Source organism: Nonomuraea sp. NPDC004580 (genome assembly GCF_040609855.1).
Lineage (GTDB): Bacteria > Actinomycetota > Actinomycetes > Streptosporangiales > Streptosporangiaceae > Nonomuraea > Nonomuraea salmonea.
Genome location: NZ_JBEXLH010000018.1, coordinates 102,078 through 126,086, shown reverse-complemented (window position 1 = coordinate 126,086; position 24,009 = coordinate 102,078). Strand labels below are relative to the sequence as shown.

Below are 24,009 nucleotides of genomic sequence, written 5' to 3'. Positions count from 1 at the left end.
ACCCGGGGGTCGTCCACGTTCATCACCTTCATTCCTTAGCCGACGATAGTTGAGCGCGCTGTACGGCTTGACCACGTAGTCGTCGGCGCCCGCGTCGAGCACGGGCACCATCTCGGCGTCGCCGTCACGGGCCGTGGCCACGATGACCGGCACCCGGCTGACCGCCCGCAGCATGCGCAGCAGCTCCACGCCGTCGAGGTCGGGCAGCCCGAGGTCGAGCACGATCAGGTCGGGCCGGTCCTGGACGGCCAGCCGCAGCCCGTCCATGGCGGTGGGGGAGGAGGAGACGGCATGGCCGAGCTCCCGCAGCCCCCGGCTCAGCGCCGTACGGATCGCCACGTCGTCCTCGATGAGCAGGATGTCTGCCATACGAAGAACGTAGACGCTTTCCGGCCCTGCATAGAGCAGCCTTAGCGTCGCCTTAACCTGGCGTTAGCCGGACAGGGGAGAACCTGAGCAGGATGAAGAGACTGGTCGCGGCCTGGGCCGCCACCGCGATCGCCGCCACCGGCGCGGCCGTGGCGGTGCTCGGCCTGCTCGGCAACGGACTGACCGGCTCCGGCAGCCACGTGCTGGGCCCCGAGGAGGTGCGCGCGGAGCTGGCCACGGCCACCACTCGCAGCGCCGCCACCCCGGCCCCCGCGGCGACGCAGACCGGGCAGAGCCGGCTGATCCGCAGCGCGGGCGGCACGGTGATCGCCTCCTGCGACGGCGGCCTGGTCACGCTGCGCTCGTGGAGCCCGGCCCAGGACTACAAGGTGGACGGTGTGGAGCCGGGGCCGGCGGGCGAGGCGAAGGTGGAGTTCGAGCCGGACGAGGGCGAGGAGGTCGAGCTGACCATCGTCTGCTCGGGCGGCGCCCCCGTCGTACGCGAGCACTGATCAGGCCCCTCGCGCCACCGGTGACCGGCCTCGCGCAGGTGCCGGTACTCCAGCACGGCCAGCGTCAGGGACGAGACGACCCCGCAGAGGTTGAGTGTCAGCCACAGCCAGAACGGCACGCCCTTCGCGTCGCCCTCGCTCAGCTCCAGACCGGTGACCAGCAGCATGACGGCCGTCGTGCCGACCGGCGCGAGCAGCGGGTGCAGCTCGGCGCTCCACAGCCCGGTGCGCGCCGCCCAGTAGAGCGTGCACCCCCAGAAGCACCAGAACCAGAGGAAGAGCAGCGGAGACAGCAGGATGAGGAACAACGTCCCCACCCCGGCGTCCGGGAGCGAGATCGCGACGGTGCCGTCGCCCGCTGCCACCAGCAAGGACCAGGTGACGAACGGCAGCGCGACGACCGCCACCGCGAGCCCCGCGCGGGCGAGCAGCCGCCGCGCGCCGGGCATGAGCGTGCCGCGCAGGCCGGGCCGGGTCACGAGCAGCAGGACGACGAACGCCAGCGGCGGCAGGAGCAGCGCGACCACGCCGCTCTGCACGACCTTCAGCCCGAGGCTGCCCGAGACGAACATGATGTGCTGGTAATTCGACGTCGCGATCACGATCATCACCAGGCCGGTCGCCGACCGCCAGAACGCGAGCCGGTCCAGCAGCCTGTCCTTCTTCCCCGTGCCGACCTGGGGTTTGAACACCTGTCTGGCGAAGAGCCACGGCAGCAGCACGTTGACGGCGGCACGCCGCTGAGGTGAGAGCACTCGGTCCTCCCATGTCAGAAGCCGGGGAACACGGCCACGATAGGGAGATCACCTTGCGGGCGGCTTGACCGCCGGTGTCAGGGCGCTTCGGCGCTGAGCGCCGACTTCGTCAGCTCGGCCTGGCGGCGGATCTGTCCCATGACGATGGGGTTGACGCCCTTCGCCTGGAACGTGGCGACCATCGCGTCCATGACGGCGTTCGCCCGGCCCAGGTCGCCCTGCCGCGCCTCGGCCCTGGCCAGGCGGCGCATCGCCAGGTTGAGCGTGATGTTGTCGATGCTGCCCGCGCGGACGACCTCACCGAGGTGCTCGATGCCCTGCTCGGGGTCGGGCGGCCGGACCCGCAGCCCGCCCGGCGTCAGCTCCTTGAACTCCCGCTCGGCGTTGAGCCCCTTGACCAGCCGGGCGTAGACGGCCAGCGGGTGGCCGCCGTGCCGGTTGATGAGCTCGTCCAGCGCCAGGTTGCCGGCGCGCAGCTCGGGCGCGTCGGAGCCGAGCAGCGAGAACAGCTTGCCCTGCTCCTCGCCCAGCATCAGCTCGGCCACCTCGTGGTCGGCGCGGCTCACCGGGAGGCGCACCCTGACCGGGCAGGCGGGGGAGACGATGCGGGAGCCGTCGGCGGCGATGTACTGGGCCCGTACCCGGTACTCGCCTGGCTGCTGGAAGTAGTGCCCGTCGCGGCCGTGCCCGACGTACGCGCTGCGGTACATCGCCGGGTTGCCCGCATCGAGCCTGACGTCCGTCGAGCCGTCCACGCAGTGCCGCATCATCGGCCGGTACAGCACGGTCGAGCCGTCCGGCCGGGTGATCGAGACCTGGGTGAACTCGGTGTCGGGGTGCAGGTGGCCGTGCGTGGTCACCGGCTCGCCCGCGCACGACAGCTTCAGCTCGACCACGACCGGCTCGCCCAGCTCGAACGACTCCTTGGCGCGCAGCTCCAGCCGTAACCCGGAGCGGTCCTCGACCGGCCGCTCGAAGGGGTCGATCTCGGCGGCGCCCCGGCCGAAGGCGTTCGCGCCCATGGCGACGTCGCGGTAGAAGCCGTGCCGCAGGTGCACCAGCTCGGCGTCGGTGAACTGGAACGGGAAGGCCGCCCAGTACGCGGGCTCGCCGCCGGGACGGTAGTTCCACGCGTAGTTCATCCACGACAGGTCGCCGAAGCCGCCGTCGGGGCCGAGGGGCTGGGGCGGGCCGGCGAGGTTCTTCTGCCAGGAGTGCAGCAGGTTGAAGGCGTGGCCGAGCTCGTGCACGTACGTGCGCAGCTGCGCCCGCCGCGACTCCGGCGTGTCCCCCTTGATCGCGTCGTAGAAGACCGCGGAGCCCTGCCGCTGGTGCGCGTCGTCGTAGTCGAACATGATGCCCCGGTAACCGCCGACGTGCTTGCCGGCCACCAGCAGCCACACCCGCCAGGCGGGCGCGTCGCCGAACGCGCCGAAGTGCCGGGTCATCGCGTGGTGCAGCTCAGCGTCGTCCCACGCCAGGTCGGCGCCCGACCCCTCGACCGGGATCACCTCGGGCTCGGTCACCCGCAGCTCGACGCCGGCCTCCGCGTACGCGGCCGCCACCGTCAGCTCCCTGTCGGGCGAGGCGGCCGGCCCCGGCAGCGTGCCGGTCCGGTACGACGCGAACGGCGCGGACCCGATCACGGAGTCCTGTTCGAGCAGCACGCTGCGGAAGTAGGGGGAGGCGAACACCACCGGGTACGCCCGCCCCGCCACCACCGCCCTGCCCGCCCCGTCGGCGAGCTCGACCCGCACGTCGCGGTCGGGCACGTCGAAGGTGAAGTCGCCGCGCCCGTGGATGAGCCCGTCGCGCACGTCGGGGGCGTGCACCACGAACGAGCCCGCGTAGGAGGTGGTCGCGCCCGCCACGGTGAACAGGTCACCGCTCACCCGCCCGGTCGGCCGCGGCCCGTCGACGTCGACGCGGAGCGCCAGCCGCGAGTCGCCGTCCTGTCCCTCGTACAACCCGCTGATCATGGGAGCTCCTGGGATCGCTAAGGGGTCATACCGGGACACTGATCCCGCGCGCAGGACCTGTCAACGGCTCCCGCGGACCTGCAGCTCGCTGAGCAGCTCCTCCGACGCCCTGGTGATCGCCTCGACCGCGCGGTCGAACGCCTCCGCGTTGTGCGCCGCGGGCGCGCGGAAGCCGGAGATCTTCCTGACGTACTGCAGCGCGGCCGCCCGCACGTCCTCCTCTGTCACGCTCTCGGTGTACGGCGGGCGGAGGGTCTTGATGCTTCTACACATGTCTCAACCGTAATAGCCGATGCGCTGGCTGATCTCGTTCGCGCCCGCCACCAGGGTCGCCCCCACCTCGGGCAGCCGTTCCTGCGTCAGCCGGTACGACGGGCCCGACGCGCTGACGGCGGCCACCACCGACTCGTCGGAGCCCCTGATCGGCGCGGCGACGGCGTTGAGCCCCACCTCCAGCTCTTCGACGGCGGTGGCCCAGCCGCGCTCCTTGATCTCCTCCAGCCCCAGGTCGTCGGCCGACGTGATGGTGTTGGGCGTGTAGCGTTCCAGCTCGGCGGGCGGCCGCAGCGCGCCGAAGGCGAGCAGCACCTTGCCGCTGGAGGTCGCGTGGGAGGGGGTGCGCTGGCCGACCCAGTTGTGGCCGCTGATGGCGGCGGGGCCGCGCACCTGCGTGATGTTGACCGCGTCGCCGTTGCGCGGCACCGCCACGCTGACGGTCTCGCCGATCTCCTCGGCCAGGCGCAGGCAGACGGGGCGGCTCTCGCCCGACAGGTCGAGGCGGGCGGTGGCCGCGCCGGCCAGCCGCACGACGCCGAACCCGAGCCGGTAGCGCCCGCGATCGCCGCTCTGTTCGACGAGCCCGCCCTGTTCGAGGGCCGATAGCAGGCGGAAGGCGGTGGATTTGTGTACGTCCAGCTCGGTCGCCAGGTCCGTGACCCGGCTGGCGCCGTCGCGGGCGAGGATCTCCAAGATCGCGATGGCACGATCGACCGACTGGACCGACGTGCTGTTGCTCATAGCGCAACAGAATATCGTTCAGTCGGCGATCGGTCCCAGCTCGTCACCGAACTGCGATGCGATCTCCCGCATGCCGGCGGCCAGGTCGTCGCGGTCGAGGGCGTCGATGCGCTCGGCGGGGCCCGAGACGGACATGGCCGCGACCACCCGGCTCCCGTCCCGCACCGGCACCGCGAGACAGTGCACGCCCAGCTCCTCCTCGCCCAGGTCGAGCGCGTAGCCCCGGCTGCTGACCGCCTCCAGCTCCGCCTGCATCGCGGGCAGCTCGGTGATCGTGTTGGGCGTGCGGCGCGGCATGCCGGTGCGCTCGAACACCGCCAGCGCCTCCGCCGCAGGCCGCCCGGCCAGCAGCACCTTGCCCACCGCCGTGCTGTGCGGCAGCACCCGCCTGCCCACCTCGGCGAACATCCGCAGCCTGCGCGGCGAGGGCACCTGCGCGACGTAGACGACGAAGTCGCCCTCCAGCACGGCCAGGTTCGCGGTCTCGCCGGACAGCTCGACCATCTTCGTCAGGTACGGCTGCGCCCACACCCCCACCATGCTCTCCGCGATGCCGCCCAGCCGGACCAGCCCGCCGCCGAGCGCGTAGCGGCGGTCGGACTCCTGCCGGACGTAGCCGCGCGACAGCAGCGTCTGCAGCAGCCGGTGGATCGTGCCGTACGGCAGGCCCGTACGCGCCGCGATCTCCGACAGCCCCGCCTCGCCCCCGTGCTCGGCCAGCGCCTCCAGCACGTCAAGAGCCCGCTCCACGGACTGGACGCTCACAGCGTGACCCCGCGCAGGGAGGCGTCGAGCACTTCCGCGGTGTGGGCGACCCTGATGTCGGTGCCCGCGCGCTTCATCGCGGCGGCGATCTGCATCGTGCAGCCCGGGTTGGCCGACACCAGCAGCTCGGCCCCCGTCGTGCGCACCGAGGCCGCCTTCCTGTCGCCGAGGTCGCGCGCGGCCTGCGGCTGCAGCAGGTTGTACGTGCCCGCCGAGCCGCAGCAGATCGCCGAGTCGGGGATCTCGCGCACCTCCAGGCCGGGGATGCCGACCAGCAGCTCGCGCGGCTGCGCCCGCACGCCCTGGGCGTGAGCCAGGTGACAGGCGTCGTGGTAGGCCACCGTGAGCGGCAGCGGGTGCCGCTTGGCCACCGGGCCCAGCTCGGCCAGATATTCCGACAGGTCCATGACCCGGAAGCCCGGCTCGCGGCCGAGCAGCTCGGCGTACTCCTTCATGGTGGAGCCGCAGCCCGCCGCGTTGACCACGACCGTGTCGACCCCGGCCCGCTCGAACACCTCCACCGTCCTGCGCGCCAGCCGCCCCGCCTGCCGGTCGAGCCCCGAGTGCACGCTGAGCGCCCCGCAGCAGCCCTGCTCCTGCGGCACCACGACGTCGCAGCCCTCCAGCGCGAGCACCCGCGCGGTGGCCGCGTTGACCTGCGGGAAGAACTCCCGCTGCACGCACCCGGTGAGCATCCCCACCGTGGCGCGGCGCTCGCCCCTGGCCCTGACCAGGCGCGGCAGGCGCTGCCGCCGCTCGACGCGGGGCGCCAGCGCCGCCATGGCGCCCAGGCTCGGGTTCGCCCGCTCGAGGAACGGCGCCATCCGCCTGGCCAGCCACATCGTCGGGCGCAGCATGCGCAGCCTGCGCGGGTAGGGGAACAGGTTGAAGACGATGCCGCGCACGGCCCGCTCCTGCGGCTCGCGTACGTGCTGACGCTCCACCTCCACCCTGGTCTGCTCGATCAGCCGGTCGTAGCGCACCCCAGAGGGGCACGCCGTCACGCAGGCCATGCAGCCCAGGCAGGCGTCGAAGTGCCCGGCCATCTCGGGCGTGACGGGGGTGCCCTCGACGTGCTGCTGCATCAGGTGGATGCGGCCGCGCGGCGAGTCCATCTCCTCGCCCCACAGCGCGTACGTCGGGCACGTCGGCAGGCAGAACCCGCAGTGCACGCAGTCGTTGATCAGCTCCGGGTCCACGTCACACGCCTCCCACGTACCGGCCTGGAGACATCCTGCGACCGGGATCGAACCGTTCCTTGACCCGCCGCATCAACGGCAGCGCACCCACCTGTCCCCACCTGTCGACCTTCGCGTACGGCGCCGCGAGCACGTGCACCCGCCCGCCGATCGCCTCGACCTGAGCGCGCAGCCCGGACACGATGGCGGCCAGTTCGCCCTCCGCGACCGCCTGCCCCGACTCCAGCAGCAACCGCCCGCGCACCGGCGAGCCCCGCAGCGCCATCCCGGTGGCGTCGGCCGCATCGAGCACGGCTGCCGTCGCCGCAGGCGGGAACCGCAGCTCGATCAGCACCTCGTCGGCGAGGATGCGCCCCCACCACGGCGGCGGCTCCTCGGTGATCTCGCCCGCGCCGATCAAGTCGCGCAGCGCCGCCGCCCTGCCGGTCGCCGCCGTGCCCTCGACCAGCGCGGCGAGCGTGATCGGCGCGTCAGGGGCGGGCCTGTCGATCTCGACCGCGCTCGGCTCGGCCTGCGAGGCCGCCAGCTCCGCCGCCTTCGCGACGTCGCCCTTCGCGATGTCGAGGAGGGCGACCACCCAGCGGCGGCCGGGCGGCAGCGGATGCAGGCGGAACGTGGCCTCGGCGATGACGCCGAGCGTGCCGTACGAGCCGGTGAACAGCTTGCCCAGGTCGTAGCCCGCGACGTTCTTGACGACCTTGCCGCCCGAGCGGGCGATCGTGCCGTCGGGCAGCACGACCGTGATGCCGATGAGCAGGTCGCGGGCGGTGCCGTAGCGGAACGCGCGCGGGCCCGCCGGCCCTCCGGTGGCCAGCGTGCCGCCGACCGTGGCGTCCTCGGCGAACGGCACGTCGAGCGCCAGCTCCTGACCCTCGCCCGCGAGCACGCCGGACAGCGCGCCCATCGTCACCCCGGCCTGCGCGCGCACCACGAGGTCGCCTGCCGCGTGCTCCAGCACCTCGTTCATGCAGCACATGTCGAGCAGCACGTCGCAGCGCTCGGGCGGCGGTGCCCAGTGCAGCTTCGTGCCGCCGCCGGCGGGCACCACCGCGAGGTCCCGCTCCGCGCAGGCCCGCAGCACGGCCGCGATCTCCTCGACGCTCTCGGGCAGCACCACCCAGCGGGGCCGCACCCCGGCCACCGCGTCGTCCGGCCCAGCTTGCCGGGTCGTGACCCCGCCGATCGTGTCGCTCAAAACTGCTCCGCCTTCCCCGACTCGACCAGCGGATGCACGCCCTTGCGCTTGCCCGGCACCTCGCCGCACAGGCGCGGGGTGGGGAACACCTTGCCCGGGTTCGCCAGCCCCTCGGGGTCGAACGCGCAGCGCACCAGCTGCATGGTGTCGAGGTCGTCGGCGCTGAACATCTTCGGCATGTACCGCGACTTGTCCACCCCCACCCCGTGCTCGCCGGTGATCGAGCCGCCGTGCTCGATGCACAGGTCGAGGATCGCCCCCGACACCACCTCGGCCCGCTCGCCCGCGCCCGGGTCGCCGTCGTCGAACAGCACCAGCGGATGCAAGTTGCCGTCGCCGGCGTGGAAGACGTTGGCCACCCTGATGTCGTGCTCCTCCGACAGCCGGTCGATGGCCGCCAGCACGGCCGGCAGGGACGTGCGCGGCACCACGCCGTCCTGCACGATGTACGCCGGGCTGATCCGCCCGACGGCGGCGAACGCCGACTTGCGGCCCTTCCAGATCGCCGCGCGCTCCGCCGGGTCGGCCGCCACCCGCAGCTCGAACGCCTCGGAGCAGATCTCCCGCAGCCGCGCGAACTGCCGCTCGACCTCGGCGGCGGGCCCATCGAGCTCGACGATGAGCACCGCGCCCGCGCCCGAGGGATAGGAGCAGGCCACCGCGGCCTCGGCCGCCTCGATGGCGAGCGCGTCCATCATCTCGATCGCGGCGGGCACGATGCCCGCGCCGATGATCGCCGACACCGCCCTGCCGCCCTGCTCGATGCTCTCGAACGCGGCCAGCACCGTGGTCACCGCCTCGGGCGCGCGGCTCAGCCGTACGGTGATCTTGGTCGCGATGCCCAGCGTGCCCTCCGACCCGATGAACGCGCCCAGCAGGTCGTAGCCGGGGTCCATGCGGTCGAGCGTCACCAGGTCACCGTCGGGAGTGACGATCTCGCACGCCTCGACGTGGTTGACCGTGAAGCCGTACTTGAGGCAGTGGGCGCCGCCCGAGTTCTCCGCCACGTTGCCGCCGATCGAGCAGACCTGCTGGCTGGAGGGGTCGGGGGCGTAGTAGTAGCCCTGGGCGCGCACGGCCTCGGTGATGGCCAGGTTCGTCACGCCCGGCTCCACCACGGCCCTGCGGTTGGGCAGGTCGATCTCCAGGATCGCGCGCATCTTCGAGGTGACGATGAGCACGCCGTCCTCGCGGGGGAGCGCGCCGCCCGACAGGCCGGTGCCCGAGCCGCGGGCCACGAAGGGCACGCCGTGCTCGTTGCACAGGCGCACCACGGCGGCGACCTGCTCGGCGGTCTCCGGCAGCACGACGACGCCGGGGGTGGCGCGGTGGTAGGTCAGGCCGTCGCACTCGTACGTGCGCAGGCGTACGGGATCGGTGATCACCGCGTCGTGAGGCAGCAGCGAGCGCAGCGCCGCGATCAGCGTCTCCATCACCGATCCCCCTTTGTCCGCTTCTTTATGGCATTTGAGCATAGGCCGGAAGGGTCAGGAACTCCGCGAAGTCGTCGTCCAGTGCCACCTGCTTGAACAGCTCCGTCGCCTGCCGGAACAGCCCCTCGTCGTAGCCCGGCTCCCCGGAGATCTTGGCCAGCTCCTCCCCGATGATCCGCTCCACGAGCTCCTTCGTCACCTGCTCGCCGGAGTCGGCCAGCGTGATGTCGTTGTGGATCCACTGCCAGATCTGCGAGCGCGAGATCTCGGCGGTGGCGGCGTCCTCCATGAGGTTGTGGATGGCCGCCGCGCCCTGCCCGCCCATCCAGGCGGCGAGGTAGCGCAGGCCCACGTCCACGTTGTTGCGCAGGCCGGCCTCGGTGATCTCGCCCGGCGTGTCCGACACCGCGAGCAACTCGGCCGCGGACACGCTGACGTCCTCGCGCAGCCGGTCGAGCTGGTTGGGCCGCGAGCCGAGCACGCCGTCGAACACCTCGCGGCAGATCGGCACCAGGTCGGGGTGCGCCACCCACGAGCCGTCGAAGCCGTCGTTGGACTCGCGCGTCTTGTCCGCCCGCACCTTCTCCAGCGCCACCGCGTTGACCTCGGAGTCGCGCCGCGAGGGAATGAACGCCGCCATCCCGCCGATCGCGTGCGCGCCCCGCTTGTGGCAGGTGCGCACCAGCAGCTCGGTGTACGCGCGCATGAACGGCGCCGTCATCGTCACCGCGTTGCGCTCGGGCAGCAGGAACTCCCGCCCCCGCGTGCGGAACTTCTTGATCACGCTGAACAGGTAGTCCCACCGGCCCGCGTTGAGCCCCGCCGAGTGCTCGCGCAGTTCGTAGAGGATCTCCTCCATCTCGAACGCCGCCGGGTACGTCTCGATGAGCACCGTCGCCCTGATCGTGCCCTGCGGGACGCCGAGCAGCTCCTGCGCCCTGACGAACACGTCGTTCCAGAGCCGCGCCTCCAGGTGCGACTCGATCTTCGGCAGGTAGAAGTAGGGGCCCTTGCCCTTGTCGATCTGCCGCTGCGCGCAGTGGAAGAAGTAGAGCCCGAAGTCGAACAGCGACCCCGACACCGGCTTCCCGTCGACCAGGGCGTGCTTCTCGTCGAGGTGCCAGCCGCGCGGGCGCACGACCACCGTGGCCAGCTCGTCATCGGGCTTGAGCGCGTACGTCTTGCCGCCGGTCTCGAAGTCGATCGCGCGGTCGAGCGCGTCACGCAGGTTGAGGTGACCGGCCACGCAGTTCTCCCACAGCGGGGAGTTGGCGTCCTCGAAGTCGGCCAGCCACACCTTCGCGCCCGAGTTGAGCGCGTTGATGGTCATCTTCTTGTCGACCGGCCCGGTGATCTCGACGCGGCGATCCTCCAGGCCGGGCGCCGGCGGCGCGACCCGCCACTCGCCCTCCCTGATCTCCTTGGTCTCCGGCAGGAAGTCGAGCGTGCCGCCCGCCGACAGCTCCGCCTGCCTGGCCTGGCGGGCCTCCAGCAGCTCCAGCCGCCGCGCGCCGAACTCCCGCTGGAGAGTCGCCACGAACGCGAGCGCCTCCGGCGTGAGGATCTCGTCGAACCGGTCGAGCATCGGGCCGGTGATCTCCATGAGCCTCTCCCTTTTCCATATGGTGGAAAGTGAATTCTGGATTGTGGAAGTGAAACTACCCTTACGCGCACAGCCGGTCAAAGGTCGGGGTGCCCCCGGGACCAACCAGGGGTCATCCCCGATGCGACACCCCTGCCCGCGCGGGGAGGATCCTCTCCATGAAGACGATCGCGATCGCCGGCGGGCTGCTGGCCTCGACCTTGCTGCTGGCCGGTTGCGGGCTGGGGAGCCTCGCCGGTCCCAACAACGAGGACACGGTGTCGTACGAGGTGACCGACAAGGTCGCCACGCTGAGACTGGTCTCCAGGTCGGGCGACGCCGTCGTCACCGAGACGGGCGGCGGCGGCATCCGCGTCGTCGAAACCCTTCACTGGCGTGGCGACGACAAGCCGCAGCCGGAGCACAGGGTGAACGGCCAGGAGTTGTTCGTCACCTATGACTGCCCGTCGGAGTGGGGGAGCTGCAGCGTCGACTACAAGATCGAGGTGCCCAAGGGCCTGCGGCTGAACCTGGAGGCGGGCTCCGGCAACCTCACCCTCAGGGACAGCACCGGCGAGATCGACCTGAACGCCGGCTCGGGTGACGTGGACGCGGCCGGGCTGGCCGGCAAGAAGCTCAACGCCGAGCTGGGCTCGGGCAACATCGAGCTCAAGTACGCCGCCGCACCCGAGGACGTCCGGCTCAAGACCGGCTCGGGCGACATCAGCCTGCACGTCCCGGACCAGGCGTACGCGGTGGACAGCGAAGTCGGCTCCGGCGACCTCGCCCTCGACGTCAAGCAGGACAAGGGCGCCCCGAACAAGATCTCCGTCACCGCGGGCTCCGGCGACATCGCCGTCTCGCCCTCTTGACAGTCTGTGGGACCACCCTGATAACCAGGTGCTCGCGCCGTGGGTGTCATGCCACCATCGTGGGAAGACATCGAGGTGTCCAGACGTTCCCTCATAGAGATGACACGTATGCACGAATTTCCCGCGCTCGACCCGATCGAGACCGGCGACCTGGACCTTGAGGACCGTCAGGCTCTGCGCCGCGTGGCGGGCCTGTCCACCGAACTTCAAGACGTCACCGAAGTCGAATACCGGCAGTTGCGGCTCGAGCGGGTCGTCCTCGTCGGGGTCTGGACCAACGGCACGGCGGAAGACGCCGAGAACTCTCTCCTGGAGCTCAAGCTCCTGGCCGAGACCGCCGGGTCGCAGGTGCTCGACGGGCTCATCCAGCGGCGCCAGAAGCCGGACCCGGCCACCTACATCGGCTCCGGCAAGGCCCTGGAGCTGCGCGACGTCGTCGAATCGACCGGCGCCGACACCGTGATCTGCGACGGCGAGCTGACCCCCGGTCAGCTCCGCCAGCTGGAGGAGACGGTCAAGGTCAAGGTCATCGACCGCACAGCGCTCATCCTCGACATCTTCGCCCAGCACGCCAAGAGCCGCGAGGGCAAGGCCCAGGTCGAGCTGGCCCAGCTGTCCTACCTGCTGCCCCGCCTGCGCGGCTGGGGCGGCAACCTGTCGCGCCAGGTCGGCGGCCGCGCCGCCGGCGGTGTCGGCATCGGCGGCCGCGGCCCCGGTGAGACGAAGATCGAGCTCGACCGGCGCCGCATCCGCGAGCGCATGTCCAAGCTCCGCCGCCAGATCAGCGGCATGTCCACCTCGCGCGACACCATGCGCCACCGGCGCCAGCGTCGCGAGGTGCCCGCCGTGGCCATCGCCGGCTACACCAACGCCGGCAAGTCCTCGCTGCTCAACCGCGTCACCGGCGCGGGCGTGCTGGTCGAGGACGCGCTGTTCGCCACCCTCGACCCGACCGTGCGCAGGGCGCGCACGGCCGAAGGCAGGCTGTTCACGATCGCCGACACCGTCGGCTTCGTGCGCCACCTGCCCCACCAGCTCGTCGAGGCGTTCCGCTCCACCCTGGAGGAGGTCGCCGACGCCGACCTGATCCTCCACGTGGTCGACGGCTCGCACCCCGACCCCGAGGGGCAGCTCGCGGCCGTCCGCGAGGTGTTCGCCGACATCGAGGGCGCCTCCGACGTGCCCGAGATCGTGGTGATCAACAAGGCCGACGCGGCCGACCAGGAGGTGCTCGACCGCATCGCCCGCCGCGAGCGCGACAGCATCGTCGTCTCGGCGCGCACCGGGGCCGGCATCCCCGAGCTGATGGAGCTCATCGAGGAGCGGTTGCCGCGCCTCGACCACGAGGTCCACCTGCTGGTGCCCTATGACAGGGGTGACCTGATCTCGCGGGCCCACAAGGAGGGCGAGGTCCTCTCGGTGGACCACGTCGAGGACGGCACCATCCTGCACGCCCGTGTCCTGCCCAGCTTGTCGCAGGAGCTGGAGCGCGTGGGCAAGCCGGTGGAGCACGCCATCTGACGCCTTCGTGAGCGCCTCTTCACGTGTGAGGGCTTCGTGAGCGCCTCTCCACGTAAGAGGACTTCCGCGCCTCTCCAGGTGAGAGGACGTTTGTGAGCGCCTTTCCGCGTGAGAGGCGCTCACGCTCATTTCCTGGGCGGGCGCTTCTCCCTGTGAGAGGCGCCCACCCAGCACCCTCCCGCAATGACGGCCCTCCAGGGCGGCACCCTGAAGGTCACAGCCGATGCGCAACGTCCAGCGTCCATGAACGCGACGCTCGCCTACATCCGCTCCCACGCCACCCACCCCCACCCCACCCCGGAACCCCACCCCGGAACCCCACCCGCCCGGTGCGGCCCCACTTCCTTGCAGTCCGGCCTTCTTGCGGCCCTGGGCCCTCATGCCCTTGCGGCCACGTCCCTGTCAGGGCCCCCTCTCGCAGGCTAAGCACCTCCTTCCCGGCTCCGTGTGTGTCTTGAGACCCCTCGCGGCGCTCTGCCGTGGTCCTGGAGGCCCTAGGGCGGGCCCCGCTCCTGCGGGGCGTCTTCGGGCCTTCTTCGGGGCGCCTCGGGGCTCGCAGCCCCGCCGCCGGTGGCTTTCGCGGGCCCCGGCCTCCTCCCTTCCCGTGCGCCGGCCGGGCCTTCATGGGGGGTCGGGCCGGTGGGTGTGGCGGCGGCGTGGTGGCGCTGCGTGCACATGCCGTATAACGGTCCCGTGATAGACCGGTCCTGCGATATGCATACGCTGCTAAAACGCGCGAGGCCGTACCCATCCCCGTGGTTGGGCGACACTCTCCACAAAGCGTGCAGACCTCCCCAAAAGCGGCAGTGGTCCCCACCCCCCTGGGGTTGCTAGGATTAGCCAGACCTAACGTTGGTCTGATTTTGGGTTCAGGTTCTAGGTTTCGGATGATGACTGCGCGTGTTCAAGTCGTCAGCGGGGGCCGTGGGGACGAGGCGGGGCTGCGTGACGGTTGGGATGAATGGTCTTTCTTCCGAATAACCCTGTACAGCAGCCCGACATGTGAAATAACGTAACTGAACTGAAATCGCTGGATCATGCGTCCGGCGATACGGTCACCGCACTACTCGATGCGGATGAGAGCAGGAGACCCCCCATGTCGTCCGGACCCGGAGCGGACTCAGTGGGCGCGGCGCCGGCCGTGCGCTGTGCTCTGCACCCGTACGAGGGGTCGTGCGGGGTGGTGATGCGGTGACCGTTCGACTGCTGACCAACATCGGCCGTCTCTGGACCGGCAACGAGGTTCTCAGCAACGCCGCCATCCTGGTGCACAACGACCGCATCGCGTGGGTCGGCCGTGCGCCGGACCTGCCGCAGAGCGTGCCGGGCGTCGTCGATGACATCGTCGACGTCGATCACGTCGAAAACCTGGGCGGCGCTCTCGTCACGCCCGGGCTGATCGACGCACACACGCACCCCGTCTACGCCGGCAACCGCTACGCCGAGCTGGCGATCCGCACGGGTGGCTCCACGTCCGCCTCGATCACCGCGGCCGGCGGCGGCGTGGGATCCACCGTCACCGTCACCCGCGGCACCGACCCGTGGACCTTGTGCAACGGCGTACGCGAGCGCCTGCGCGGCTGGCTGCTCAGCGGCACCACCACGGTCGAGGCCAAGACCGGCTACCACCTCACCCGCGACGGCGAGCTGGCCGACGTGCGGCTCCTGCGCGAGCTGGAGAAGGAGCCGATGATGCCGCGGGTGCACGTCACGTTCCTGGCGGCGCACGTGGTGCCGCCCGAATACTTCGGCAGGCAGCGCGAATACGTCGAGGCCGTGGGCGCGTGGTGCGCCGACGCGGCGGCGGCCGGCGCCGACAGCGTCGACGTCTACTGCGACGAGGGCTACTTCACGACCGAGGAGTCCCGCTGGGTGCTCGCCTCCGGCCGTAATGTCGGGCTGCTGCCCCGCATCCACGCCGGCATCTACAGCCGCCGCGGCGCCGTCCAGCTCGCCGCCGAGCTCGGCTGCGCCTCCGCCGACGGCCTGCACCACATGTCCGACGAGGACATCGCGATCATGTCGCGCTACGGCGTCCCCGCCGTCGTCTGCCCGGCCACGGCGCTGCAGCGCGGCCACCTGCCGCCGGTCCGCCAGATGATCAAGAACGGCGTGCAGATCGCCCTGGGCAGCGACCACAACCCCGGCTACTGCGGCATCACCTCGATGTCGCTGGTGATCGCGATGGCGGTCTCGGCGTTCGGGATGAGCGTCAACGACGCCCTGCGCGCGGCCACCCTCGGCGGCGCCACGGTCCTGGGCGCTCCCGACCGCGGCGTGCTGGCGCCTGGGCGGCTGGCCGACATCGTCCAGTGGGACGCCGACCACGAGGGCGCCTTCGCCTGGTCCTTCGGTCTCAAGCCGCGCCGGGTGTGGCGGGGTGGAACGCCCGTTCAGTAGTTAATCTCGGTGTATGCCGCCCTTGGTCGCTGTTGTCACCGATTCGACCGCTTATCTCGGTTCCGTCCCCGGGGTGTCCGTGGTTCCCGTACAGGTGAACCCCAGGGGCGCTTCCGGCGCATCGGCCGCCGCTTCCGATGCACCACCCATGTCCTCTTCCGGGGCGCCGGCCGCCCAGCCTGACTCCTCAGGTGCCTTCGACGAGGGCTCCTTCACCGGCGACCTCACCTCGGCCACCACCTCCCGCCCCTCACCGGCCAGCTTCGCCTCCTGCTACTCCGACCTCGCCGCAGCCGGAGCATCGGCGATCGTCTCAATCCATCTTTCCGGCGAAATGTCCGGCACGATCGAGTCCGCCCGCGCCGCCGCCAGGGAAGCAGCCGTACCGGTGGCCGTGATCGACAGCCGCTCGATCGCCATGGGCCTCGGCTACCCCGTACTGGCCGCCGCCCGAGCCGCCACGAACGGCGCCCCCATGGAAGAGGTGGTCTCGGCCGCCAACCGCTGCATCTGTGGCACCCGATCGTTCTTCTACGTGGACAACCTCGAATACCTCCGCCGCAGCGGCCGCATCGGCACGGCGGCCTCCCTCGTCGGCTCCGCCCTCATGATCAAACCGCTGCTGCACATCACAGAGGGCCGCATCTCCCTCCTGGAGAAGGTCCGTACGGCCTCCCGCGCCATCGCCCGCCTGGAGGACCTGGCCGTGGAGGCGGCGGGAACCGATCCCGTGGACGTGGCGGTGCAGCACCTGGGAGCCCGGAAACGAGCCGATGGCCTCGCCGAACGCCTCTCGAAGCGGGTGCCCGGGCTGGGGGAGTTGCGGGTGGTGGAGGTGGGCGCGGTGATCGGCGTACACGTCGGCCCGGGGATGCTCGGCGTAACCGTCACGCCCCGCGACACGTAGCGGCAGGTACGTCCTCCGCGAAGGAGACATGAGCGACCAGGGCCGCTGCTTGTCCACACCCTCGGCACAGGTTCCGGCCAGTATCCCCAGAACGCGGCTCGGCCCTTCCCCGCCCACCGCCTCGCCGTACCTTCGCTGCCGTGCGAACCCCCGATCTGACGGCAGAACGCGCCATAGCCGAGTCCCGGCTACGGTCGATCATCGCGCCTGCCCGCCGCGCCCGCCGCCGCCTCACCAGGCCGACCTGGGCCACCGGCATCGGTCCCGCCTACAAACCGCCCTACCAAGACACCCCAGGATCCACCACCGCCCATAGGCCGCCGAAAACCATCACCCCAGCTACCAGCGAACCTCACAACGCCGCACCCGCCCGGCTTCCCGGCCTCCCCTTCGAACCACCGCCGCCCGGCGTCCCGCAGCGCGCTCCCGGAGGTCAGGGAGGCGGTTCCGCACCGGCCCTTCCGCCACCGCCACACCCCGGCACGCCTCACGACCCCGCAGCGCCACTCCACCCTGCCTCGCCACCAGATCTCGCCGAGTGGCTGCACCATGCCTCACTTCCAGACCCAGAGGCGCACTTCGCCGCGCCACCGCACCTCGACCCGTCAACCGACCTCGGGACACCGCTGCACCTGACGCCCGCGTACCTCACACACTCAGCGGGCTTGCCGATGCCGGAGCCCTTGGAGCATTCGCCGGGTCTCGCCGCGTCCGCGTACCTCAGCCGCTCAACGGACGTCGCGACCCCGCTTGGCCCCGACACGCAACCGCCTCGGCCCTCAGCGCCCGATCACCCTGCCCCGAAGGCCGCCCCCACCCCCAACCCCGCGACAGCCTCCCTCCAGTCCCTACGCAAGCTCCTGGCCGCGCAGAGCCCCACTCTCGACCCTGGGAAGCCAGGTCTACGCGTCCTGCTCGCCATCGGGGTGCTCGCCACGGCGGTGGCGGCCTTCCTTGTCTGGCGCTCACAGCCGACGCCCCAACCCCTGCCTCCGCCGGCCCCCATCACCCCGCTGACTCCGATCACCCCTTCGACCACCGCCGCCAAGGTGACCGTCCACGTCGCCGGCAAGATCCGCAAGCCGGGCATCTACCTGCTCCCCGCAGGCTCAAGGGTGGCGGACGCCGTGTCGGCGGCCGGCGGCGTGTCCAAGGGCGCTTCCACAGGACAACTCAACCTCGCCAGACGCCTGATCGACGGCGAGCAGATAGTCGTGGGCGCCCCACCAGGCCACGCAGCACCGGGCTCCCCGATGACCGACCCCGCCACCGCCATCCTGGACCTCAACTCCGCCACCCCCGACCAACTGGAACAACTCCCAGGCGTAGGAGAGGTCCTAGCCGCCCGCATCGTGGAGTTCCGTACCAGCCGTGGCGGCTTCACCACGATCGACCAACTCCGGGACGTCTCAGGCATCGGCCCGAGAAAGTTCGAGGAAATCAAACCAAAGGTCCGCGTCTGACATGCCCGCCCCCGACCCCACCCCCGACCCCCTCGGCACTGGGCTCGGCACTGGGCTCGGCACTGGGCTCGGCGGCCGATCCGCGGCTGCCCGTGGCCTCAAGCGCGCTCCTGCCGCCGTCGCCCGCGGCTCCGGTCCCGGTCCTGACCGCCAGAAGCGGCGCCCGGCTGTCCCGAAAGAGCCTTCCGTTGCCAAGCCTGAGCCTGCATGGCCGCTGGCTCTTCCGGCTCTGGCTGCCTGGGCCACCGCACTGACCTTGCTCGGCTGCACCGCGCTCATCGGTTTGAGCACCGCCGCCGGTGTCGCGACCGTCGCCGCCGTAATGGCCTGGCGTACCCGACAACCCCCGAAAGGCCGCACCCGCACGGAGCCTGCCCGCCGGATCAGTCCGGGATGGCGGAACATCATCCTCGCCACCCTCATCGGCACGGCGGCGACGGCCGCCTCCGTGGCTCTCCGCGTCCACGCCCTCACCACCGGCCCGACCGCCGAATTAGCCGAACAGAACTCCTTCATCACCGCCCAGATCGCCCTCACCGACGACCCGAGACGCAGACCGAACGGAACCGGCCGCTCTCAGCAGGAAAGCTACGTGATCCCGGCGACCCTCAAGGTCCTCCAGACCTCCACGGCACGGCAAGCAGTGGACGTCCCCATCACGGTCTTCGCGACGGGCCCGGCATGGCGTACCTTGCTGCCCACCCAGGAGGTCGAGGTCACCGGCCGCCTGGCCGAGCCGACACCGGGCACATCCGTGGCGGCGATCCTGCTCGTCCGTGGGACGCCCCGCCTCCTGACACCCCCGTCCACCCTGCAGACGGCGGCGGGCGCCATCAGGTCGGGCCTGAGATCAGCGGCCGACGTACTGCCTCCCGACCAGCGCGGCCTCCTGCCCGGCCTGGTCGTGGGCGACGTCTCCCGCATGGACCCGCAGGTGACAGCCGACTTCAGGGAAGCCGGCCTCAGCCATCTGAACGCAGTGTCAGGGGCCAACCTCGCCATAGTGGCAGGCGCGGCACTCGCGCTCTCCCGGCTCGTCGGCCTCTCCCTCCCCCTGCGGGCGGGCTTCGCCGCCGTCGCGATGCTGGCGTTCACCGTGGTCGCACGGCCTTCGCCGAGCGTCCTGCGAGCCCTCCTCATGGGCCTGGCAGCCGCGATCGCGATGGGCACGGGCCGCTCCAAGGACGGCGTCGCGGCCCTGTCGGCGACGGTCCTGTTCCTGATGCTGTTCGTGCCCGAACTCGCCCGCTCATACGGCTTCGCCCTCTCCGTAACGGCCACCGTCGGCATCCTCCTCCTCGCCCCACGCTGGCGAGACAAGCTGATGGCCGGGAACAGCGCAGAGACAGACCCCTCACCTACCGGCGCAGCCCCCCACGCGATGCGTGGAAGGGGGGGCGTTGCCGGTCTTGCCCGTGTTCCGGAGAGCGGAGAGGGGGCCTCTGTTGTCGGCTCAGGTCCTTCCGGGCCGGGTTCCTCTGTTGTGGGGGAGGCACGTCCGGCCTCTCAACCGGATCCTGACGCGTCGCCGGGGAGCGGACGGCGGCGCGTGGTGCGCTGGCCGCGGTGGGTGGCGGAGGCGGTGGCGGTGCCTGCGGCGGCGCAGCTTGCGGTGACGCCTGTCCTGGTGTTGATGGCCGGGCAGCTGACACCCGTCGCGGTGGTCGCCAACCTGCTCGTCGCGCCGGCGGTGGCGCCCGCGACTCTGCTCGGGTTCGGTGCCGCGTTGATCGCGCCGCTCTGGCTTGATGGGGCGCGGATGCTGGCGATTCCCGCCGGATACGCGGTCGGGTGGATCATCACGGTGTCCCGGTGGGCGGTGACCGTGCCGTTCGCGACCGTGCCGTGGCCTGCCGGGCTCGCCGGGCTCGGCTTGCTGGTGCTCGCGGTGGCCGTGGTGGTTCCGGTGATGAGACGCCGGGCCTGGCGTGCGGTGGCGCTGACGGTGGCCGGGGCGGCCCTGGTGGCGGTGCTGGTGCTCCGGCCCATCGCCGGGTCGTGGCCGCCCAAGGGGTGGGTGATGGTCATGTGTGATGTGGGGCAGGGCGATGGCCTGGTCATCTCAGCCGGTCCGGGCCGGGGCGTGGTCGTGGACACGGGGCCGGATCCGGTGGTCATGGATCGGTGCCTGCGGAGACTCGGGGTCTCGGACGTGCCGCTGCTCGTTCTCACGCATCCCCATGCCGACCACGTGGACGGGCTGCCGGGCGTCCTCAGGAACCGTCGCGTCGGGGCCGTCGTCGTCAGCCCGCAGCGTACGGGTGCGCGGTCCGGGGGACGCATCACCGGCATGCTGCGGCGACACGGCATACCCGAGTGGACCGTGCCGCCGGGCACCCGATGGCGGTTCGGGCCGTCGGAGCTGACCGTCCTCGCGCCCGACCCGGCCGCGGGTGAGCTGCACGGGCAGGGTGAGGGCAGCGCGATCAACAACTCGAGCGTGGTGATGCACGTGCAGTGGCGGTCCGGGTCGATGCTGCTCGGCGGTGATCTGGAGACCGAGGCTCAGGACGAGCTGGCGCGGCGGTTGATCGTACGGGCCGACATCCTCAAGACGCCGCACCACGGGTCCAACAGGCAGTCTCCCGAGTTCCTGGCGTCGCTGGGGGCGCGGGCCGCGTTGATCAGCGTCGGAGCCGGCAACGACTACGGTCACCCGGCGACGTCCACGCTGGGTCTCCTGCGACGGCTCGGCCTCACGGTCCACCGTACGGACCGGTCGGGGGACCTCGCGGTGGTGGAGCGAGAAGGCGGCGGCCTGGCAGTGGTTCCCCGTGGCCCCTAGCTTCCCGAACCGCCCGAGCTGTTCCGGTCCCGTCCCTCATGTGGTCGGTCCCGTCCGGCATGCGGTGGGTCTCGTCCCGCGCGTGGTGGGTCCTCGTCCTGCGCGTGGTGGGGTCTCGTCCTGCGCGTGGTGGGGTCTCGTCCTGCGCGTGGTGGGGTCTCGTCCTGCACGTGGTGGGTCCGGCCCCGCACGTGGTCGGTCCCGCGCAGCACGTGGTTGGGCCCGTGGCGGTCCGTTCTCGGGCATGTCGTCCGCCTTGGCGTTCTTCGGCCGATCCCTGGGTCGTAACCGGATGCGCTGGGCGGCCGTTCGCGGAGTTGGTTGCGCCTCTGCGTATGACGGTGTTCAGCGGTGGGTTACGAGTACCCAGTTGTCGGCGGGGCGTGGCATGCTGCCTGACATGGCGGGAACCGATCCAGCACCTGTGACCTTGGTCGTCGGCGACGAGGAGTTGCTGGCCGAGCGGGCGGTCAGTGGGGTCGTCGCGGCGGCCAGGAGTGTCGATCCCGGGGTCGACGTGCATGACCTCGTCGGGAGCAAGGTCACGACGGGTGAGTTGACGCAGCTGACGTCCCCTTCGTTGTTCGGGGATCGGTCCGTCGTGGTGATCCGGGGGGCGCAGGATCTCGGCAAGGACGTCATCGCCGAGATCGTGGCGTACGCGAAGCGGCCGTCCGAGGACACCGTGATGGTGCTCGCCCACCCGGGTGGGGTGAAGGGCAAGGCGCTGGTCGATGGGGTGAAGAAGGCCGGGGCCAAGGTGGTCACGGTCAGCAAGGTCACCAAGGCCGGTGAACGGATGGAGTTCATCAAGGGGGAGTTCAAGCGGGCCGGGCGGAACATCTCGGGCGATGCGGCTCAGGCTCTGCTGGACGCGGTGGGGAACGATCTGCGGGAGCTGGCGGCGGCCTGTTCGCAGTTGATGTTCGACACCGAGGACAAGACGATCAGTGCGGCGTCGGTGGCTCGCTATCACAAGGGGCGGGCGGAGGTGACCGGGTTCAACGTCGCCGACTCGGCTGTGGAGGGGCGGCTGGCGGAGGCGCTGGAGCAGTTGAGGTGGGCGCTCGGCACCGGTGTCGCTCCCGTGCTGCTGGTCAGTGCGCTGGCCGGTGGGTTGCGCTCGCTGGCCAAGGTCGGCAGCGCGCCTCGTAACCTGCGGGGCGGGCAGTTGACCAGTCATGTGGGCATGCCGCCGTGGAAGGTCGACCGGGTGAAGCGGCAGCTCAACGGGTGGGGGCCTGAGGGGTTGTCGCGGGCGATCCAGGCGGTGGCTCATGCCGATGAGCAGGTCAAGGGTGGGGGAGCGGATCCGGCTTACGCCCTGGAGCACGCGGTGCAGGTGATCGTGGCGAGCCGCACCGGACGGTGAGTGCGGCCCTCCGGAATCGCTCGAGTACGGGCTAGCGGGTGGTTTCGGCGTTGTGGAGCAGCTTCTTGAGAAGGCCGTCCAGGTGGGCCTGGTCCTCGGGGGACAGTGCCTTGATCATGGAGGCTTCGACCTCGGCGCGGATGGTCATGGCCTCCATCCACAGGTCGTGACCCTTCGAGGTGAGCTCCACGTCCACCCGGCGGCGGTCCTCGGTGCTGCGGACCCGGCGTACGAGCGCTGAGCGTTCCAGCGTGTCGAGGCGGCCCGTCATGCCCGCCGGCGACAGGAGGAGGTCGGCGGCCAGCTCCGACGGCGTCGCCACGCCCCCGCGGGCGACGAGGCGGTGCAGGGTCTCGAACTCGAAGTCCTGCATGCCCACCTCCGACAGGGCCGCCTCCTTGGTGTGGACGATGTGTTTCACCAGGAACTGCAGGCGGGTCACGATCGCCTCCACCCGTTCGTCGAAGGGGGCCTTGCCGCGCCAGCGGGCCAGGTGACGATCGACCGAGTCCTCCATGCCTGGGAGCATAGGGCAGTGATTAATTCGTTGACGTAATGTTCGCTAACGAAATATTGTCACCGGCATGGTGATGCGGCTTCTCATCGGGCGGTGCCTGTCCGCGCTGGGCACGGCGCTCATTCCGACCACTTTGACGCTGGCGGTGTTGCGGGCCGGGGGCGGTGAGGGAGAGCTCGGTCTGGTGCTGGCGGCCGAGCTGGTTCCGTTGCTGGTGTTGCTGCCGGTGGGCGGGGTGCTGGCCGATCGGGTCAGGCCCGCGCGGGTGGTGCTTCTCGCCGACCTGACCCGGTGCCTGTCGCAGGCGGTCATCGCCGGGGAACTGCTGCTCGGCGTCTATCGGGTGGCCGATCTGGTCCTGTTGTCGGCGGTGGCGGGGGTGGCGATCGCGTTCGGGAGTCCTGCGGTGCCGCGGCTCGTGGTGGCGGTGGTGCCCGGGCCGGATCGGTTGCGGGTGAACGCGCGGATCGGGGTGGTGACGAGCCTGTCGGCGGTGGCGGCGCCGGCGATCGCCGGGACGATCACGGTGGTCGCCGGGCCTGGGTGGGCCGCGGGGGTCACGGCTGCGGTGTTCGCGTGCTCGGCATTGACGCTCGGTGGTGTCCGGGCGCCGGTCCCGGCGGTGGGATCTGGTGGTGTCCGGGCGCCGGTCCCGGCGGTGGGGTCTGGTGTTCGGGCGCCGGTCCTGGGGCTGGGGTCTGGCGGTGTTCGCCGGCCGCTCCCGGTCAGGCGGGAGCTGGTGGCGCGGGGGCCTGCGTTCGGGCGGGAGCTGGTCGAGGGGTGGCGGGAGATCAGCAGGCGGCCCTGGTTCGTGGCGTGCGTGGTCGGGCACGGCGTGTGGCACTTCATGGCCGGGCTGTTCCTGGCGCTGGGGCCGGTCGTCGCCGTACGGGATCTGGGCGGTGAGGCGAGCTGGGCGCTCATCGTGCAGTGCGGCACCGTCGGAATGGTGCTGGGCGTGTTCCTTGCACCTCGGCTGCCGGTCCGGCGGCCCCTGGTCGTCGTTCAGATCGGGGCCGCCTGTTACGTGTTCCCGATGACGGCGCTGGCAGCAGGGGCGCCGCTGCCGGTCATGGCAGGGGCCTACGGTGTGGCGCTGTTCGGGCTGGGGCTGCTCAGCCCGTTGTGGGAGACGGTGGTGGCCGATGAGGTCCCGGAGAGTGCGCTGGGGCGGGTGCGGTCGTTCGATCAGCTGATCTCGTTCGCGTCGCGGCCGTTCGGGCTGGCGGTGGCCGCGCCGCTGGCCGGGGTGGCCGGGATCGCCGCGCCGGCGGTCGTGGGCGGCGTGCTGGTCGCCGCCGCCAACCTCATCGCCATCGCCTGGGCGCCAGGACGCGGCCGGCGCGGGTGAAGTCCGTGCACCCGT

Annotated in this window: 19 protein-coding genes; 8 read left to right on the top strand and 11 right to left on the bottom strand. The window is 71.2% G+C overall.

Features of this window, described 5'->3' with window-relative positions:
• From ABZW11_RS20670 to aceB, 10 genes are all read right to left on the bottom strand, one after another.
• On the bottom strand, positions 1 to 369 hold a 369-nt coding region (locus tag ABZW11_RS20670; RefSeq protein WP_355419314.1), incomplete at its 3' end, for a response regulator.
• Positions 370 to 751: 382 nt separating this feature from the next.
• Positions 752 to 1,636 carry a hypothetical protein gene (locus ABZW11_RS20665; RefSeq protein WP_355419312.1) on the bottom strand — a complete coding sequence of 295 codons (885 nt, stop codon included), beginning with the start codon at positions 1,634 to 1,636 and terminating at the stop codon, positions 752 to 754.
• Between the two features lie 77 nt (positions 1,637 to 1,713).
• Entirely contained in the window at positions 1,714 to 3,615 is a 1,902-nt protein-coding gene (locus ABZW11_RS20660) for a hypothetical protein (protein ID WP_355419310.1), read from the bottom strand.
• Between the two features lie 60 nt (positions 3,616 to 3,675).
• The gene (locus ABZW11_RS20655; RefSeq protein ID WP_355419308.1) at positions 3,676 to 3,888 is read right to left on the bottom strand and encodes a DUF2277 domain-containing protein; all 213 of its coding nucleotides are present in this window, start codon (positions 3,886 to 3,888) and stop codon (positions 3,676 to 3,678) included.
• A gap of 3 nt (positions 3,889 to 3,891) precedes the next feature.
• A complete protein-coding gene (locus tag ABZW11_RS20650; RefSeq protein ID WP_355419306.1) occupies positions 3,892 to 4,632 on the bottom strand; it encodes an IclR family transcriptional regulator in 741 nt (246 codons plus the stop codon).
• Positions 4,633 to 4,650: 18 nt separating this feature from the next.
• Positions 4,651 to 5,397, bottom strand: a complete 747-nt coding sequence (locus tag ABZW11_RS20645; RefSeq protein WP_355419304.1) for an IclR family transcriptional regulator — start codon at positions 5,395 to 5,397, stop codon at positions 4,651 to 4,653.
• Positions 5,394 to 6,596 (bottom strand): heterodisulfide reductase-related iron-sulfur binding cluster, encoded by a 1,203-nt coding sequence (locus ABZW11_RS20640; protein ID WP_355419302.1) that lies wholly within the window; start codon positions 6,594 to 6,596, stop codon positions 5,394 to 5,396. Before ABZW11_RS20640 ends, ABZW11_RS20645 begins: the two co-directional genes overlap by 4 nt.
• A gap of 1 nt (position 6,597) precedes the next feature.
• Complete coding sequence (locus tag ABZW11_RS20635; protein WP_355419300.1) at positions 6,598 to 7,791, bottom strand: FAD-binding oxidoreductase; 1,194 nt, start codon at positions 7,789 to 7,791, stop codon at positions 6,598 to 6,600.
• Positions 7,788 to 9,224, bottom strand: a complete 1,437-nt coding sequence (locus tag ABZW11_RS20630) for an FAD-linked oxidase C-terminal domain-containing protein (RefSeq protein WP_355419360.1) — start codon at positions 9,222 to 9,224, stop codon at positions 7,788 to 7,790. Before ABZW11_RS20630 ends, ABZW11_RS20635 begins: the two co-directional genes overlap by 4 nt.
• Positions 9,225 to 9,249: 25 nt before the next feature.
• Entirely contained in the window at positions 9,250 to 10,827 is a 1,578-nt protein-coding gene (aceB, locus tag ABZW11_RS20625; RefSeq protein WP_355419298.1) for a malate synthase A, read from the bottom strand.
• 158 nt (positions 10,828 to 10,985) lie between these two features.
• On the opposite strand from aceB, the gene ABZW11_RS20620 reads away from it, so the two are divergent.
• From ABZW11_RS20620 to holA, 7 genes are all read left to right on the top strand, one after another.
• Entirely contained in the window at positions 10,986 to 11,678 is a 693-nt protein-coding gene (locus ABZW11_RS20620) for a DUF4097 family beta strand repeat-containing protein (protein ID WP_355419296.1), read from the top strand.
• Between the two features lie 108 nt (positions 11,679 to 11,786).
• Entirely contained in the window at positions 11,787 to 13,199 is a 1,413-nt protein-coding gene (gene hflX, locus ABZW11_RS20615; protein ID WP_355419294.1) for a GTPase HflX, read from the top strand.
• Between the two features lie 1,191 nt (positions 13,200 to 14,390).
• Positions 14,391 to 15,599 carry an imidazolonepropionase gene (gene hutI, locus ABZW11_RS20610; protein ID WP_355419292.1) on the top strand — a complete coding sequence of 403 codons (1,209 nt, stop codon included), beginning with the start codon at positions 14,391 to 14,393 and terminating at the stop codon, positions 15,597 to 15,599.
• Between the two features lie 148 nt (positions 15,600 to 15,747).
• The gene (locus ABZW11_RS20605) at positions 15,748 to 16,506 is read left to right on the top strand and encodes a DegV family protein (RefSeq protein WP_355419290.1); all 759 of its coding nucleotides are present in this window, start codon (positions 15,748 to 15,750) and stop codon (positions 16,504 to 16,506) included.
• Positions 16,507 to 17,555: 1,049 nt separating this feature from the next.
• Positions 17,556 to 17,969 (top strand): ComEA family DNA-binding protein, encoded by a 414-nt coding sequence (locus ABZW11_RS20600; RefSeq protein ID WP_355419288.1) that lies wholly within the window; start codon positions 17,556 to 17,558, stop codon positions 17,967 to 17,969.
• A gap of 256 nt (positions 17,970 to 18,225) precedes the next feature.
• The gene (locus tag ABZW11_RS20595) at positions 18,226 to 20,754 is read left to right on the top strand and encodes a ComEC/Rec2 family competence protein (protein ID WP_355419286.1); all 2,529 of its coding nucleotides are present in this window, start codon (positions 18,226 to 18,228) and stop codon (positions 20,752 to 20,754) included.
• A gap of 388 nt (positions 20,755 to 21,142) precedes the next feature.
• A complete protein-coding gene (gene holA / locus ABZW11_RS20590; RefSeq protein WP_355419358.1) occupies positions 21,143 to 22,126 on the top strand; it encodes a DNA polymerase III subunit delta in 984 nt (327 codons plus the stop codon).
• A 31-nt stretch (positions 22,127 to 22,157) separates the two neighbouring features.
• On the opposite strand, the gene ABZW11_RS20585 is transcribed toward holA, so the two are convergent.
• The gene (locus ABZW11_RS20585; RefSeq protein WP_355419284.1) at positions 22,158 to 22,643 is read right to left on the bottom strand and encodes a MarR family transcriptional regulator; all 486 of its coding nucleotides are present in this window, start codon (positions 22,641 to 22,643) and stop codon (positions 22,158 to 22,160) included.
• 67 nt (positions 22,644 to 22,710) lie between these two features.
• Here ABZW11_RS20585 and ABZW11_RS20580 point away from each other — a divergent pair, with 67 nt between their 5' ends.
• Positions 22,711 to 23,994, top strand: coding sequence for an MFS transporter (locus ABZW11_RS20580; protein WP_355419282.1), 1,284 nt, complete (start codon positions 22,711 to 22,713; stop codon positions 23,992 to 23,994).
• Positions 23,995 to 24,009: the final 15 nt, after the last annotated feature.